The sequence below is a fragment of the Aeromonas sp. sia0103 genome (genome assembly GCF_963895295.1).
Lineage (GTDB): Bacteria > Pseudomonadota > Gammaproteobacteria > Enterobacterales > Aeromonadaceae > Aeromonas > Aeromonas encheleia.
Window position 1 is genome coordinate 39,572 of record NZ_CAWQKG010000061.1, and the last position, 15,598, is coordinate 55,169.

Here is a 15,598-nt window from a genome sequence, read left to right on the forward strand (position 1 = left end):
ATCAGTATCCGTCATTACGCAGCTTGATATCGCGCTGCAAGTTCAGGGTCAGCGCAGTATTGTCTTTGTAACGACCGGAGATATTGAGCTGAATGGCCCTGGCGCCACTCACCTGACTGCTCGAGAGCAGGCTATAAGTGAGCTGGGTAACTTCGATGGTGTTATCGGTCGAGATGAGACTACCGCTATTACAGGCAGGACTGGCCCCCGTCGCCAGCTTGACTCCCTTGTCGGCACTGCTGTAACTGTAAACTCGCGTCTCATGACTGCTGGACACGCTGTTGTTCAGCACACCATTTTCATTGTCATCATAATTCACTCTAATACAGCGATATAGCTTGGAGCCTGTTGCCGTCTCATCCAGCAGATCGGCACTGGCATTGAAATAGAAAGGGGAAGGGGCTGCGCCAGACACCAGTCGGGTTGCGGTGGCCGCACTGGCATCATAGCCTGCCCGCTCGATGTCACGGGCCATCATATCGGTAATTGCCTGTATCTCCTGATTGAGGCGGCTCACCTTCATAGCGGTACTATTGGCCCTGAGAACTGTAGCGAAGAGCGTCGTCACCGCCGCTACCAGCAGCAGACCAGCCACCATGGCCACCATCAGCTCCACCAGACTGAAACCTGTATGGCGTCTCAGCATCCCGGCACCCCACTGACATTGCGGACGGCACAGGTGCGTACCCGCCCAACATTGTTGGTTACGACCCGCATGGAGTAGTCACCTGATGAGATAGCAATATTGCCCGCCGTCAGCGTGCCTCGACGGGGAGAAATATTGAGTGGCCTGATGTTAGTTGCTGATTCACTGTAACTCGCCTCTAAAATGAGGCCGGGAAACTCGCTGGCATCCCCCCCTTTCCGCCCCTCTATGCTGGAGCAAGTATCAGTACAGCTGCTACAGCTGCCATCGATATGAACTCGGTAGCACCAGTTACTCGTGCCGCTATTAAAAAGGAGGAGATTCAACGTCTGATTACGTTTGACAGCCTCGGATTTGAGCAGCATGACATCGGTATAGAGAGCCTGCGTCGCCGCCCGCACCATCTGCTCCTGCCGCAATGACTGATAGCTGGGCAACGCCACAGCCACCAAGATAGCCACCAACGTCAGGGCGATCAGCAACTCAATCAGGGTAAAACCGGAGGTTCTGTCCGCTGTGCGTACCATTTAGCTCAAGACTCCTTTCTTTTTGCCCGTGCCAGTAGAGCGCACCGTCAGTACTATTCTATAGTATCAACCCATTTCCCAAGGCGTGCCGCCAATGAGAGTCAAACAATCAGGTATCACACTGCTAGAGCTGATGGTCGTGGTCGCCATAGTCGCCATCCTGGCGGCCGTTGCCTATCCAAGCTTTACCGATGGACTGCGTAAATCCCGCCGCGCCGAGGCGTTCAAGGGCTTGCTCAGCATGCAGCTCAAACAGGAGGAGTATCGCATCACCAGTGGTGCTTACAGCACAAACGTGGCAGATCTCGGTAGCCCCAGCAGCGACTACTATGACTTTGCCGTCTCCGCAGCCAATCAAATTACCTACTCACTCAAAGCCACCGCCAAAGGTGCTCAGAGTGGCGATGCGAATTGTGCAATGTTAGGTATCGACAAAGGCGATTACAAATATCCTAGCAATGACTGCTGGAAGTGAATCACCAGCAGTCCGCGGCAGTGAGCGAGGCACCCGATACGGTTTGCCGTCCAACCTGATCCAGCATCAAGACACCACATTCGTCTCCGCCCATTCCCCCCGTTGGGGTGGCGGTCAGAGTGAAGGCCGCACCGCTGGCATTCACGACCAGTTGGTAATAGGCCGAGCCGCCATCTCGCGGCAAGGTACTGAGCCCCGCCGATACGAGGTTGGCCGCGTTATAGCTGCCCGCCTGAGTGAATTCCCGCTCCATATACTGGGCCGCCTCCATCAACGCCGCCTTTGCCTCGGCCCGACGCGACGCCGCTATATGAGCCTGATAACTGGGATAAGCGACCGCCGACAGGATCGCCACCACCACCACCACTATCATCAGTTCCAGTAGGGAAAATCCCTTGGGCTTTTTCATTCCAATTGAATCCAAGACTGCCTTCCTCCCTGATCACCAGCCCCCTCCTCCAGGGTCACCGACACATTGCCGCTGGAGCCGCTCATATACTTGCGCTCTACCTCGCCATCTTCCACCACGCTTGGGGTCGTCGTCAGCTCATCAAACTGCTTGCCACTGCCGGGCACCTTGGTAGAACCGCCATTGCCATCCGGCACATCGACATAGTCATCGTCATTGATGGCACTATCGCCGTTGACATCGAACACCGAGTAGCTGAGACGGGCCCCAGAGAAGGGCTCGATCTCCATCAACCAGGAGCGGCCACCGAAGTCACAGGCGTCAGATGAGGGGATGAGAGTATTGAAAATCAACCGCTTGTGACGATACAGCATCTCCGCAACCTGACGTTCCCCGACGCCCTTGCTGAGGCTTGGCGAAATAAGCCTCAGAGACCATCCCTTGCGAGCGCTGTAATCCACCGCATTGTTGGAGACCACCCTCACGTTGAACTTGCGGGTAGCGCCATTGGCCGCCAACTCGCTGGTGATCGCCTGGCTCTGTAACTGGCTGGCCGTGATGGTGCTGCTCTGACCATTGGCATCCCAGATGCCGTATACGGCGTCAATCCGCGGCGTGCTCGGCAGGCTCTTGTCATCATTGGTGATATAGCTCCCGGTACCGAACAGGACCATGACCCCCCCATTGGGGTGTCGCAGAGCCAATGGCCTGACCGTGATGGGCTGGCGGCTGGTGGCGGAGCAGGTACCATCACACGCCTGGTAGAGGGGAATACCCTGGTTGCCGGTCTTGAGCGCCACCCCCCACTGGTTGCTGTTGTTGGCGGTCAGATCGAACTTCCACAGATTGCCTTGCAGATCGCCGGCGTAGACATAGTCGATCAGTTTGTCCCCATCCACGTCCACCGGCAGAGGACTCGACAGGCCATTCGGCGCCGAACTCGAGCCGACCCCGGTATTCAACTCCTTGATGAGGGAGCCATCCGCCAGATCGATCACAAACAGCCTGGCCATCTGGCTCTGGCTGTTGTAACCATTGGCCACCAGAGCAACCCACTTGTCCCCCGCCTTGACCTTTCCCAGGGTGGGCACCGAGAGCGCTACGCCCATTTCGGCGTTGCTGCTCGTGTTAAATTCCCACATCACATTACTGGCCATCATGTTGGCTGGATTGGTAACGTCGATGGCGAACACGGCCTTGCCTCCGGCCCCGGTACTGCCCAGCAATATCGTCTTCCAGCCGCCATTCAGATAGGCATCCCCCACCTTGGACGAACCATCCACATAGTAGCGGTGGGCATAACCCAGCTGGGTCAAGGGCGTCAGCTCCCCAAGCTGGGATGCTGGCACATAAGCCATGGTCTCGACGCCGTCGCTGGCCCTGAAGCCGTGTAGCATCCCGTCGTTCGCCCCGACATAGAGCATCGGTGGGCGTCCGGTCACCAACGTCGAGCTTAGGAAGGCTACATAGCGTTCCCGCTCGGTCTGGGTCATTCCGCTGGCCGCGCCATAGCCGTAATCTTGGCGCCCCACATAGACGGGATCCGAGTTGATGATGTCCCCCAGCACAGAGCTGCGATCCCTGAAGGTGCCCCCACGTCCCTGTTCACGGCTGCGATCACCGCGCAAGTAACCCACCCTGGCCTCCCCCAGCGTGTCCCCCCCGAGGGCAAACAAGGCCTTATTGTTGGCGTTGAGATCAGCCCAGGTGAAATTGATGCCACTCCCTCCCTGCAGGGTGAAGATCCGGCGATCCGCGGGAGACGGGATCTGAGCCGCCGCATCCCAGGTCCTGTTCTCCAGAGCCCCACTATCATCAAGCGGAATGGCGATGAGTTGACCGGACCAGTCCCCGCTGTTGTAACGGGCCTGATAGATGTGGGTATTGCTGTCGAGTCGAGTCGCATTGGCCGTCACCGAGCTGGCCGAACTGGTGCGTGATGCTATCTGGGCCAGGGTGTTGCTGAGCGCGGTGGCGAAGGTATCGGGATCGGCGGCACTGAAAAAGCCGCCCTTGCTGTTGACTGCCGCATGCCACAGATCATCGACCTTCTTCGCGTCAGAATCGTAAGGATCGGGCCAGCTGCTTGGCACCCCGTTGGCGGGATTCAGCGTGCCATTCACTCCCAACCCTACGGTGAAGTTGACCAAATGCTGCCAATTTGCCGGATCCGTGGTGCTCGTCGGTACCTTGTTGGCCAGATCGGTGCGCAGGTCCGTCTTCCAGAAATTGAGGGATACGTCGGCCAAGGTATCGGCTGTGCCATCCTTGTCCACATCACCGACCGCAGGACTGGGATTATAAGAGCGTCCCTCGGTCCAGTACCCGTCCGTCATCAGGATGTTGTAACTCTGACGGCAGGTCAGATGTGCCGCCGTGCTGCCGGCACTGGTCGCCCAGGGGCCATTGTTGTCAGTGCGGGAGAAGTAATTCCCCACATCCTGGAGGCTGGTCCGCAGCGGCGTGTAGTTTATGCCATTGAATTTGCCGCTATACAGATCCGTGAAAAAACCGGTGCGCTGGGTGCCGCTAAAGGGTGCCACGGTGCGCAGCATAGTGCTCCCACTGTTGATGGTGGTGAATCCCACCCTGAGGGTATTACCTTGGCTGGCAAAGGCTCGTCCGACCCCTGCACGGGCGGCCAGGATCCGGGAGCGGTAATAGGTATACCAGTTGGCAAAATTCTGGATCTCCTCGGCATAGGTACAGACAGGAGCACTCTTGCAATCGCTGCGGTTGGGCCGGCTGTCATAGGTAGTGCCCGACTTGATCTCGACCCGGGTATAGCTACCAGCCTTCTTCAAGTCGCCACTTCCCTTGTAGGAAAAGTAGACGGCCGGCCAGAACGTTTCGTTGCTGTCGGAGTAGTTGTTAGAGGAGAAACCCTTATAGTAACGTGCCGAACTCGAGCTGTTATTCTTGGTCAGATCGCGACAGCCTGCGGTCGTATTGGTCGGATTGTGGGGTGCACAGGTGATGCTGGCATTCGCCATCAGGGAGCCATCCGCATTGGCCCAAGGGCGATAGGTCAACGAGGGGTTGTAGTAGAGTCGGTTGTTCTGACTCGACCGGTTATAAGCATTGAAGTCGTTGCTGTCGGCGAACGTGACTGTGCTGTTGCTCCAGTCATAGCTGCCATACACATCATCGGCTCTGGGATAGATGAAGAACACGCTGAGATTAGAAGGCACCAACTCTTCCGGCATCACCTCAGAGAGCATCGAGCTCGAGTTGTCCAACGTGAACATGATATTGGGCTCGGCGCGAGTGCCAAGATAGAGGGGGGTCTGGGCGATATCGAGCGCACCGAGCACCGGCAACACCGGCAACAACCCCAATAACATCCACAGAGATGTACGCATCCTGGCTCCCCTCCTAGCGACTGTAAGTTGACTGCAACAGCACAACACTCTCGTTCGAGAGGCCATATCCTCTGGCCGTGATGCGATAGAGGCGACGCTCACTCTGGGGTTCGTCCGCAGCCAAGTTCTCACTTGCCCCCTGGGTATAGGGCAATCGCTCGATGAAATACCCGGGGGATTGTCCCTGGCCGCCGGTATTGTGGCTACGCCACGAGGTAGTCGATGCCAGCGGATCCACGGCCGAATCCACTAGCTCATAGAGCCCGCTGCTGTTGTTGAAGGGGCCTGCTGTACCGCCTTCGATATAGCGCTCCGCTCCCCGTAGCGCCGCCTCGGCGGCCTGAAACGCCTGTAGACTTTCCCGATAATTCCCCGCCATCTTCTCCTGCAGCAGGCCGCCACGCATGGCCGCCATCGCCAGCATGCTCACCACCGTCAGGAAGATGAGGCTCAGGATCAGTGCCATTCCTTTCTGCTGCATCATGCCTCCTAGGGGACCCGATTACGCAGCGCCACCGTGGTTTCGGTGGCCCAGTACCAGTGACTGTCCGCACTCTGGAAGGTACCACCGGCGAAACTGACCGATTGGGGCGAGGACAGCACTCCTCCCTGAGTGCTGCGTAGCAGCAGGGCGATGCCGACACTCAGCACATTGTCCCAGTTGGTCACGGCGCCCGCCGCCACATAGGTGTCGGCGGCCCGATCCCGGTTGCGATCCTCACCAAAGGTGAGTTGCAGGTCGGCGATCCCGTCCACCACGGGTGTGCCGGCAGCGCTGCCGCTCTTACGATAGAGTGTCCAGGGCCTGTCGGCGGCGGGACGGGCGATGTAGTAGAGGCGCGTCTCCATGCGATGGATCAGTGAACCCGGACCGAACCGCTCCTCGGCAGGCGCGCCGTTTCCCCCCCAGGAGCTCACCGCGTTGCCCGGCATATAACTGCCGCTGTTGGAGTGGGTGATGTTGAGCTCCCCCCCCGCAGCCTGCACATTGGTGATCTGGAAGACCCTCGCCTTCTGGCAATCGGACACCATGACGATATCTCCCTCACAGAAGTCGCTGTAGGCGGGCCTGTTGGGCGCACAGTAGTCGGCCTTGGTCGACAACAGCTGGGCAAACAACTGGGCGGCGTTGTTGTTACGCACCACGGGCACGCCATTGCCGACCGGGCTCTGGATCAGCAACACGTCGCTGCCACTGCGCGGCCTGGGCTCAGTCGCGCCAAACAATCCGGAGATCGCGGTGGGCAGTGTGCTACCCAGGTTGTCGTAGCCGCGAACACGGATGCGAAAGTCGTAAGGGGTCGTAGTCGCGCTCAGGGTGCTGGTGATGGTGACGCCTTGCTTGCTGATGCAACCCAGGTAGCCGGTCTGACGCAGCTCTTTTTGCAACAGATTGAGGGCAAAGCGGCTCTCCTCCTGCACCCGGGCGACCGCCTCGGTGATCAGGAAGGTACGGTGATTGCCAAGTAATACCTGAATGATGACCCCAATGGTGAACAGGGAAAGCAGCAGCGCAATCATCAGTTCAACCAGGCCCACCCCGGCCTGATGCCGTCTCGAGGCGGCATTCACAGCTCGGTCCTCACGATCAGTGAACGCTGGACAGGCTCGCCCGCCTGACGCCCCCCCTGCCACTGCACCGTGATGGTGGCTCGCCCCTGACTGACCACCACGGCCCCATCTCCCTGCGGCAAGGATGCGAGCGTCAGCTTCCAGTATTGAAGGTCCGCCACGGCCGCCGTCGCGCCCGAAGCCCGCTCTCCCAGTGCAATATCGTACTGGCCGGCCAGGGCTGCGCTGCGATTGGCCCGCATCAGATCACCGATCAGGTTGCTGTACTGGGTGGCCTCGGTGCTGCTCAGCGCCGACTGGTTACTCTTGAGCGCCTGTAACTGGAGCGTTGCCATGCCGAGAATACCGACCGACAGCACCAGCACGGAGATCATCACTTCGAGCAGGGAAAAACCGGTCACGCGCATCACAGACATGTGGCCTCCTCAACCGACGGATGGCCGGTCCCGCTGACGCTGATGTCCCGCGCTCCCCCTCCTGCGCAGGAAGATGGCCCGAGACTGAAAAGATGCCCCTGAGGGGAGCGACCGTCGAGAAAACCATTGCTGGTGAACCGCAACACTGCCGTGTCACTGACCAGGATGTTATCGTCGAACGAGCCGAACTGGCGGATCAGCTCGCCACCATCCAGGCTGCCATTGCCATTGTTGTCACTCCACACCTGCCATCCCCTCTCCCAATGCAAGGCCGCGTTGCCAGCCTGAGCCGACAGCAACACATTGCGATTGCGCCGAACCGCCTCGCTGCGCGCCAGTTGCACGGAAGCCACGAACTGATTCGCCTGCGTCGTCAGGCTCATGTTCCTGATCAAGGAGTTAAAGGAAGGGACTCCCAGCGTCAGCAGGATAGACAAGAGTGCAATGGTGACCATCAGCTCGATGAGCGTGAAGCCGAGAGGCGCAAACATCCTGTTGTGCACCGTGCCAAACCCTCCTTCAGTCCCATCCATGGTTGGGGCGGTGTTGGTGAGATAGAGACAGTCTAATCAGAGTTGTCGGTGTTGGTAATCGCAACTCCGGGTTCAAACGAGAAGTTATGCTGCTTTTATATACGAGGAATGGGATGTTGATCACAAAAATGCCGGCACAGGGCCGGCATCTCAATCAGAGGATACGCAACTCGGGTGGCACTTCGAATACCACGTTCTCCTCGCGACCCGGGTGTTCGGCCACTATCTTGCCGCCCAGCTCACGCAGGCGGGTGATGACATTCTGTACCAGCACCTCGGGTGCCGAGGCACCCGCCGTCACGCCAATCCGTTCGACCCCTTCCAGCCAGCCGGTTTCGATCATGGAGGCATCGTCGATCAGGTAGGCGCGAGCCCCCACCTTCTCGGCCAGCTCCCGCAGGCGGTTGGAGTTGGAGGAGTTGCGCGAACCGACCACCAGCATGGCATCCACCAGCCCCGCCATCTCCCGCACCGCGTCCTGGCGGTTCTGGGTGGCGTAGCAGATGTCGTCCTTGCGCGGCCCCTGGATCTTGGGGAAGTGCTTGCGCAGGGCGTCGATGACGTCCGAGGTTTCGTCCACGCTGAGGGTAGTCTGGGTGACGAAACAGAGATCGTCCGGATTCTTCACCTTGAGCTTGGCCACATCCTCCGGTGTCTCCACTAGGTACATGCCCCCCTCGCGGTTCTCATACTGGCCCATGGTGCCGATCACCTCGGGATGGCCGGCGTGGCCGATGAGCACCGCCTCCGACCCCTTGCGGCTGGCGCGATGGACTTCCATATGCACCTTGGTCACCAGCGGACAGGTCGCATCGAACACCTTGAGGGCACGGGACTTGGCCATCTCGCGCACCACCTTGGCGACGCCGTGGGCGGAGAAGATGACGATGCTGTCGTCCGGCACCTCGTCGAGCTCTTCGACGAACACCGCGCCCGCCTCCTTGAGCTTGTTCACCACATAGCGGTTATGTACCACCTCATGGCGCACATAGATGGGGGCACCAAACTTCTCCAGCGCACTCTCGACGATGCTGATGGCACGGTCGACACCGGCACAAAAACCACGTGGGTTGGCGAGCAGAATATCCATCAGTGCACCTTCTCCTCGTCATCGACGGCCAGGATCTCCACCTCGAAGGTGACGGTATGGCCGGCCAGGGGATGGTTGAAATCGACCGTCACCGACATGCCTTCCACCGCCCGGATGATGCCGGGCAGCTCGCTACCATTGGGCTGGTCGAAGACGATGATGGTACCGATCTTGGGCTCCACATCGGCACCGAACTTGGCACGGTCAAGATGGTAGATGTTGTCCGGGTTGGAGAGGCCGAAGGCCTGTTCCGGGCTCAGGGTGAAGCTCTTGGCCTCCCCCTGTTGCAGCCCCAGCAGGCACTGCTCGAAGCTATCCGTCAGGCTGCCGTCACCCATCCGCAGACGGGCCGGCTTGCCGTGCAACGCCGTGCTGTCGGCCACAGAGCCATCTTCCAGCTTGATGGAAAAGTGGAACAGCACGCTGCTGTCAGCAGTAATCAGCTGGCTCATGCCGCCTCCTTCTGCTTCTCGGAGCGGAAGCCTTCCAGCACTATCATGGCGGCGCCGATGAAGATGAAGCTGTCGGCCAGGTTGAACGCCGGCCAATGGGAGCGCTGCCAGTAGAAGTCGAGGAAATCGACCACGTGGCCCAGTACCAGCCGATCGAACACGTTGCCGAGCGCGCCGCCGATGATCAGGGAGTAGGCGATGCCGCTCCAGCGCTGGGTCACCGACTGCTTGCGCAGCCAATGGATCAGCAGACCGCAGATGGCGAACGCCAGCACCGCGAAGAACCAGCGCTGCCAGCCCCCCTGATCGGCCAGGAAGCTGAACGCCGCCCCCTTGTTGTAGACGTGCACCAAGTTAAAGAAGGGGGTGATCTCCACCCCCGGGTAGCCAAACGGCAGCAGCTTGACCACGGCGAGCTTGCTCGCCTGGTCCAGTACGAATGCCAGCACCGCCAGCCACAGCCAACGCAGGCCGCTCTTGTTATGTGTCATGTTCATCAGGCAAATTGACGCGTTTCGCCGTCACCCTCAACGTTGGTGACGCAGCGGCCACAGATCTCTTCGTGACCGGCGATGGTACCCACGTCTTCCACATGGTGCCAGCAACGATCACACTTGGCGGCGGCAGACTGAGCCACGCTCAGCCACAGATCGTCGCGCTCGGTGGCGACGGAGCCTTCGGGCGCAGCATCAGCGACCACCACCTTGGCCTTGGAGGTGAGCAGCACGAAGCGCAGCTCATCGGCCAAGGCGTTCAGGCGGGTCGCCAGTGCCGGTTTGGCGAACAGGGTCAGCTCGGCCTGCAGAGAGCCGCCGATGCGCTTCTCGCCACGGGCCGCTTCCAGCGCCTTGTTGACCTCACCCCGCACGGTCAGGATCTCGGCCCAGAAGGCATCGCCCATCTGCTCGCCGGCATCCAGCCCGAACAGGCCGTCATACCACTCCTCAGTGAACACGAACTCGCCGCGCTCGCCCGGCAGCAGAGCCCAGATCTCGTCGGCGGTGAAGCTCATGATCGGCGCCATCCAGCGCACCATGGCCTCGACGATGTGATAGAGCGCGGTCTGGCAGGAACGACGGGCCAGGCTGTCGGCCTTAGCGGTGTACTGACGGTCCTTGATCACGTCCAGGTAGAAGGAGCCCATCTCGATGGAGCAGAACTGCATCAGCTTCTGGGTCACACCGTGGAAGTTGTACTCGTCGAACGCGGTCACGATCTCGGCCTGTACCGCCTTGGCACGACCCACGGCCCAACGATCCACCACCACCATGTCAGCGGGTGCCACCATGTCGGTCGCCGGATTGAAGCCGTTCAGGTTAGCCAGCAGGAAGCGGGCGGTGTTGCGGATGCGACGATAGGCGTCGGCGGAGCGCTTGAGGATCTCGTCGGAGACGGTCATCTCGCCGGTGTAGTCGGTGCTGGCAACCCACAGACGCAGGATATCGGCGCCGAGCTTGTTCATCACGTCCTGCGGGCTGACCACGTTACCGATGGACTTGGACATCTTGCGGCCCTGCCCATCGACGGTGAAGCCGTGGGTCAGCACCTGGTTGTAGGGGGCCTTGTTCTTCATGGCCACGCCGATCATCAGGGAGGACATGAACCAGCCACGGTGCTGGTCGGAGCCTTCCAGATACATGTCAGCCGACTTGCCGTTGAACTCGGGGCGCGCATCCACCACTGAGGAGTGGGTAGAACCTGAGTCGAACCAGACATCCAGGGTATCGGGCACCTTGTCGTACAGGTCGGCGTCGCTGCCAAGCAGCTCGGCCTTGTCCAGATCCCACCAGGCCTGGATGCCAGACTGCTCGACCCGCTTGGCGACTTCGTGCATCAGGCGCACGGATTCCGGGTGCAGCTGCTGAGTCTCCTTGTGAACGAACAGGGAGATGGGCACACCCCAGGTGCGCTGACGGGAGATACACCAGTCAGGACGGTTCTCGACCATGGCCTGGATGCGGTTCTTGCCCCAGGCCGGCACCCAGCCGCTCTGGCCGTGCTGGGCGATGCCATCGGTCTCGATACGCTCGATCTCGGCAAGAGCCTGCTTGCGCAGCCCCTTCTGCTCCATGCTGATGAACCACTGCGGGGTGGCACGGAAGATGATGGGGGTCTTGTGACGCCAGCAATGAGGATAGGAGTGGTTGAACACCTTGTGGTGCAGCAGGGCACCACGCTCGGTCAACACCTCGACGACGGAGGCATTGGCCTTGAATACGTGCTGGCCGGCGAACAGCTCGGTATCCGGCAGGTAAACGCCGTTGCTGCCCACCGGGTTAGCCACTTCCAGGCCGTATTTCTGGCCGACCACGAAGTCTTCCTGGCCGTGGCCAGGGGCGGTGTGCACCGCGCCGGTACCGGCATCCAGGGTGACGTGCTCACCCAGGACGATGGGCACATCGAAGCTGTAGAAGGGGTGGTGGAAGCGCAGCAGATCGAGCGCAGCACCCTTGGCATAGCCCAGGTTGTGGAACTGATCGAAGCCGGCACGGTCCATCACGTCCTTGACCAGATCGGCGGCCAGGATCAGGCGCTCGGGATGATCCCCGTCGACCTGCACCAGGGCGTAGTCCAGATCCGCGTTCAGGGCGACGGCACGGTTGGCCGGCAGGGTCCAGGGCGTGGTGGTCCAGATCACCACGGAGAGTGGGCCGCGGCCGGTGTGACCCTCGGCGCAATCAAACTTGGCGGCAACCGCAGCCTCGTCGACGGCCTTGAAGCGCACGTCGATGGAGGGGGAGTTCTTGTCGTAGTACTCCACCTCGGCCTCGGCCAGGGCGGAGCCACAGTCAGTACACCAGTGCACCGGCTTGGAGCCCTTGTGCAGGTGGCCGTTCTCGACGATCTTGGCCATGGAGCGAATGATGTTCGCCTCTGTGCCGAAGTCCATGGTCAGGTAAGGCTTGTCCCAGTCACCCAGCACCCCCAGACGGATGAAGTCGGTCTTCTGCGCTTCTATCTGGGTCTTGGCATATTTGCGGCACTCGGCGCGGAATTCGGCGGCAGACACCTTCACACCAGGCTTGCCGACGAGCCCCTCGACCTTAAGCTCGATGGGCAGACCATGACAATCCCAGCCCGGCACATAGGGGGAATCGAAACCAGAGAGGCCCTTGGACTTGATGATGATGTCTTTGAGGATCTTGTTGACCGAGTGACCGATGTGAATGCTGCCATTCGCATAGGGAGGACCGTCGTGCAGAATGAAAGAAGGCTGGCCCGCTTTGGCGCGGCGAATGGCGCCGTAAAGGTCCTGATCGTACCAACGTTTCAGCATGTTGGGTTCGCGTTTGGCCAGATCGCCACGCATCGGAAACTCGGTTTCCGGCAGATTCAGGGTGTGTTTATAGTCGCTCATCAGTCCTGGGTTCCCTTCTTTTCTAAAAGAGTGCTGGGTAAATTGAATGGTGGCAGCCCGAACCAGGCTCGGGCCGCCAGGGCATCTCGTTCGATCTGCTCTTTCAAGGCGGTGAAAGAGGCAAATTTCTGCTCTTCGCGCAGCTTGTGGCGAAGCAGCACCTTGACCTGCTGACCATATAGATCACCAGAAAAATCAAATAGATGTACTTCCAATCTGGCTTGCGTACCGCTCAAGGTCGGCCGTACTCCCACATTGGCAACACCGGGGAAGGTCTTGCCGGAACATAACACTTCCACCGCGAACACGCCACCGACCGGGATCACCTGCCGTTTGAGCGCGAGATTGGCGGTAGGAAAACCTATGGTGCGTCCCAGCTTGTCGCCGTGGGCCACCCGGCCACTGATGGCGTAGGGGCGGCCAAGCATCAGCTCCACCTCCGCCATCCGGCCCGCTTTCAACGCCTCGCGCACCAGGGTGCTGCTGATCCGCTGGCGTTCGATCTGGAAACTCTGGGTGCTGATCACCTCGAAACCGAAACGCCGCCCCGCCGCCTCCAGCAGCTGGAAGTCCCCCTCCCGCCCCTTGCCGAAGCGAAAATCGTCCCCCACCACCAGGTAGTGCACACCGAGCTTCTCCACCAGCAGTTGCTCGATGAAGGTGCTGGCCGCCTGTTCGGCGAAGCGGTGGGTGAAGCGGACGCAGAGCATGCGATCGATCTGCATGCCCTTGAGGGCTTCATACTTCTCTCGCCAGCGGCTGAGGCGGGCCGGTGCGGCATTGCCGGCAAACAGCTCAAGCGGCTGTGGCTCGAACAGCATGACGCAAGCGGGCAGACCGAGTTGGGCGGCTTTTTCCTGCAGCCGAGCCAGCACCGCATGGTGCCCCTGATGAACCCCATCGAAGTTGCCTATGGTCAATACGCAGCCCCGATGACGGGGCTGGATATTGTGAATGCCGCGAATAAGCTCCATCAGTGCCTTGTGCGTTGCTGCCATGGAAATCGGCGGATTATATATCAGGCAGCAGGCAGGGTCAGCCCTCATGGCCCGATTTCAGTTATCTGGCCCGGATCCCGAACGCCATCGGGGCGATCCCATGGCGTGCAGCAGGATCACTCCTGTTGCTGACCCGATTTCAGGTGCCTCGGTCGAATGCCGAGCGCCAGCAAGATGATCCCGTACAGACCGCCCCCCATGCAGAGCAGCAGGGTCAGCTCCAGGCTGGCCTTGCCCATGCTCCAGGCGCCCCATTGGGCGAGATCCGGTGACAGATAGCCAAGCATCCCCCCCATCGCCAGGGTCGCCACCAGTAGCTTGAGACAGAACACCCCGGTATGGCGGGATGGCCGGTAGACATTCTGCTGATAGAGCCCCTTGAACAGCAGGGCCGCGTTCAGGGTGCCGGAGCAGGCCGTCGACAGCGCCAGCCCCACATAACCGAGCGGGAAGATGAAGATGAGGTTGCACACCATGTTGGCAATCATGGACATCACCCCGATCCGCACCGGGGTCTTGGTGTCCTGGCGGGCGTAGTAGCCCGGCGCCAGCACCTTGATCAGCATCAGGGAGAGCAGCCCAGTGGTGGAGGCCAACAGGCTGGAGCTGGACATGCTGACCTCGTGCAGACCGAACTCGCCACGCATGAACAGCACCCGCAGTATGGGCTCACGCAGCACGGCGATCCCCACCATGGCGGGCAGGCCGAGCAGCATCACCATCCGCACCCCCCAGTCCATGGTGCGGGAGAAATCGGCCGACTCCGCATCCACGTGCTTCTTGGCCAGTGCCGGCAGGATCACGGTGCTGATGGCCACCGCAAACAGGCCGAGGGGAAACTCCAGCAGCCGATCCGAGTAATAGAGGTAGCTGATGGCGCCGGTCGCCAGGAAGGAGGCGAGCATGGTGTTGATCAGCAAGTTGATCTGGCTGACCGAGACGCCGAACAACGCCGGGATCATCAGGGTACGGATCTTGACCACCCCGGGATGGTGCCAACCCCACTTGGGCCACACCAGCATGTTGATCTGACGCAGGAAGGGATACTGGAACAGGAACTGCACCAGGCCGCCGAGGAAGACCCCGATCGCCAGCGCGATCTCGGGCCGCTCCAGCAGCGGGGCAATCCACCAGGCCGCCGCAATCATGGTGAGGTTGAGGAACACCGGCGTGAAGGAGGAAACGGCGAAACGGCCGAAGGTGTTGAGGATGGCTCCCGCCATGGCGGTGAAGGTGATGAACCAGAGATAGGGGAAGGTTATCTTCAGCATCAGGCTGGCCAGTTCGAACTTCTCGGCCGCCGGGCCGCCGTGCAGCCAGTCCCAGAACCAGCCCCAGCCAAACAGGGCCGTCAGCACGCCCGAGCCCAGCACACCGAGCAGGGTGACTATGGTGACGATGCCGCCGAGCGTGCCCGCCACCGCGGCCAGCAGATCGCGCACCGCCTGCTCGTCGCCATTTTTCTTGTACTCGGTCATCACCGGCACGAACGCTTGGTTGAAGGCCCCCTCGGCGAACAGTCGACGCAGGAAGTTGGGAATGCGGTTGGCAAAGAAGAAGACGTCTGCGGCCACCCCGGCGCCGAGCAGATTGGCGATAACCACATCGCGCACCAAGCCCATCACACGGGACACCAGCGTCATTGCGGACACTATCATGCCAGATTTGATCAATTTCTTACTCAAGACGAGGCCTCTGGAACTGTCAGAATGGAAAGAATGCTGCTAGAATCGGCCGACAGTTTAACCGCCTCCCAACTG

General features: G+C 60.3%; 15 protein-coding genes. 1 reads left to right on the plus strand and 14 read right to left on the minus strand.

What is annotated here, in order from left to right; genetic code table 11:
- Position 1 precedes the first annotated feature (1 nt).
- Complete coding sequence (locus AACW18_RS18945; RefSeq protein WP_084228255.1) at positions 2-646, minus strand: PilW family protein; 645 nt, start codon at positions 644-646, stop codon at positions 2-4.
- Positions 640-1,173 (minus strand): GspH/FimT family pseudopilin, encoded by a 534-nt coding sequence (locus tag AACW18_RS18950; protein WP_218389550.1) that lies wholly within the window; start codon positions 1,171-1,173, stop codon positions 640-642. Before AACW18_RS18950 ends, AACW18_RS18945 begins: the two co-directional genes overlap by 7 nt.
- Before the next feature lie 94 nt (positions 1,174-1,267).
- On the opposite strand from AACW18_RS18950, the gene AACW18_RS18955 reads away from it, so the two are divergent.
- Positions 1,268-1,648, plus strand: a complete 381-nt coding sequence (locus AACW18_RS18955; RefSeq protein ID WP_218389551.1) for a type IV pilin protein — start codon at positions 1,268-1,270, stop codon at positions 1,646-1,648.
- 1 nt (position 1,649) lies between these two features.
- Here the strand turns inward: AACW18_RS18955 and AACW18_RS18960 are convergent, their stop codons facing one another.
- From AACW18_RS18960 to murJ, 12 genes are all read right to left on the minus strand, one after another.
- Entirely contained in the window at positions 1,650-2,057 is a 408-nt protein-coding gene (locus AACW18_RS18960; RefSeq protein WP_218389552.1) for a type IV pilin protein, read from the minus strand.
- Positions 2,054-5,419, minus strand: coding sequence for a pilus assembly protein (locus tag AACW18_RS18965; RefSeq protein WP_218389553.1), 3,366 nt, complete (start codon positions 5,417-5,419; stop codon positions 2,054-2,056). Before AACW18_RS18965 ends, AACW18_RS18960 begins: the two co-directional genes overlap by 4 nt.
- 13 nt (positions 5,420-5,432) lie before the next feature.
- Entirely contained in the window at positions 5,433-5,900 is a 468-nt protein-coding gene (locus AACW18_RS18970) for a pilus assembly PilX family protein (RefSeq protein WP_232018899.1), read from the minus strand.
- Positions 5,901-5,908: 8 nt separating this feature from the next.
- A complete protein-coding gene (locus tag AACW18_RS18975; RefSeq protein ID WP_339381594.1) occupies positions 5,909-6,991 on the minus strand; it encodes a PilW family protein in 1,083 nt (360 codons plus the stop codon).
- Positions 6,988-7,407: a type IV pilus modification protein PilV gene (gene pilV / locus AACW18_RS18980; protein WP_042652136.1), complete on the minus strand. Its 420-nt coding sequence runs from the start codon at positions 7,405-7,407 to the stop codon at positions 6,988-6,990. The genes AACW18_RS18975 and pilV overlap by 4 nt, the downstream gene beginning before the upstream one ends.
- Positions 7,398-7,898, minus strand: coding sequence for a GspH/FimT family pseudopilin (locus AACW18_RS18985; RefSeq protein ID WP_218389554.1), 501 nt, complete (start codon positions 7,896-7,898; stop codon positions 7,398-7,400). Before AACW18_RS18985 ends, pilV begins: the two co-directional genes overlap by 10 nt.
- Positions 7,899-8,094: 196 nt before the next feature.
- Positions 8,095-9,030: a 4-hydroxy-3-methylbut-2-enyl diphosphate reductase gene (gene ispH / locus AACW18_RS18990; protein ID WP_218389555.1), complete on the minus strand. Its 936-nt coding sequence runs from the start codon at positions 9,028-9,030 to the stop codon at positions 8,095-8,097.
- Complete coding sequence (fkpB, locus tag AACW18_RS18995) at positions 9,030-9,482, minus strand: FKBP-type peptidyl-prolyl cis-trans isomerase (RefSeq protein WP_042652133.1); 453 nt, start codon at positions 9,480-9,482, stop codon at positions 9,030-9,032. The genes ispH and fkpB overlap by 1 nt, the downstream gene beginning before the upstream one ends.
- Entirely contained in the window at positions 9,479-9,979 is a 501-nt protein-coding gene (gene lspA, locus AACW18_RS19000; protein ID WP_042652132.1) for a signal peptidase II, read from the minus strand. The genes fkpB and lspA overlap by 4 nt, the downstream gene beginning before the upstream one ends.
- Positions 9,979-12,840, minus strand: coding sequence for an isoleucine--tRNA ligase (gene ileS / locus AACW18_RS19005; protein ID WP_218389556.1), 2,862 nt, complete (start codon positions 12,838-12,840; stop codon positions 9,979-9,981). Before ileS ends, lspA begins: the two co-directional genes overlap by 1 nt.
- Positions 12,840-13,814 (minus strand): bifunctional riboflavin kinase/FAD synthetase, encoded by a 975-nt coding sequence (gene ribF, locus AACW18_RS19010; protein ID WP_218389644.1) that lies wholly within the window; start codon positions 13,812-13,814, stop codon positions 12,840-12,842. Before ribF ends, ileS begins: the two co-directional genes overlap by 1 nt.
- A gap of 140 nt (positions 13,815-13,954) precedes the next feature.
- Entirely contained in the window at positions 13,955-15,523 is a 1,569-nt protein-coding gene (gene murJ / locus AACW18_RS19015; RefSeq protein WP_218389557.1) for a murein biosynthesis integral membrane protein MurJ, read from the minus strand.
- Positions 15,524-15,598: the final 75 nt, after the last annotated feature.

Bases quoted from the DNA above. Each gene is read 5' to 3' on its own strand.
- AACW18_RS18985 (WP_218389554.1), bottom strand. From the start codon at position 7,898: ATGTTTGCGCCTCTCGGCTTCACGCTCATCGAGCTGATGGTCACCATT.
- ispH (WP_218389555.1), bottom strand. From the start codon at position 9,030: ATGGATATTCTGCTCGCCAACCCACGTGGTTTTTGTGCCGGTGTCGAC.
- ribF (WP_218389644.1), bottom strand. From the start codon at position 13,814: ATGGAGCTTATTCGCGGCATTCACAATATCCAGCCCCGTCATCGGGGC.
- lspA (WP_042652132.1), bottom strand. From the start codon at position 9,979: ATGAACATGACACATAACAAGAGCGGCCTGCGTTGGCTGTGGCTGGCG.
- fkpB (WP_042652133.1), bottom strand. From the start codon at position 9,482: ATGAGCCAGCTGATTACTGCTGACAGCAGCGTGCTGTTCCACTTTTCC.
- AACW18_RS18965 (WP_218389553.1), bottom strand. From the start codon at position 5,419: ATGCGTACATCTCTGTGGATGTTATTGGGGTTGTTGCCGGTGTTGCCG.
- AACW18_RS18950 (WP_218389550.1), bottom strand. From the start codon at position 1,173: ATGGTACGCACAGCGGACAGAACCTCCGGTTTTACCCTGATTGAGTTG.
- ileS (WP_218389556.1), bottom strand. From the start codon at position 12,840: ATGAGCGACTATAAACACACCCTGAATCTGCCGGAAACCGAGTTTCCG.
- AACW18_RS18945 (WP_084228255.1), bottom strand. From the start codon at position 646: ATGCTGAGACGCCATACAGGTTTCAGTCTGGTGGAGCTGATGGTGGCC.
- AACW18_RS18960 (WP_218389552.1), bottom strand. From the start codon at position 2,057: ATGAAAAAGCCCAAGGGATTTTCCCTACTGGAACTGATGATAGTGGTG.
- AACW18_RS18955 (WP_218389551.1), top strand. From the start codon at position 1,268: ATGAGAGTCAAACAATCAGGTATCACACTGCTAGAGCTGATGGTCGTG.
- pilV (WP_042652136.1), bottom strand. From the start codon at position 7,407: ATGTCTGTGATGCGCGTGACCGGTTTTTCCCTGCTCGAAGTGATGATC.
- AACW18_RS18970 (WP_232018899.1), bottom strand. From the start codon at position 5,900: ATGCAGCAGAAAGGAATGGCACTGATCCTGAGCCTCATCTTCCTGACG.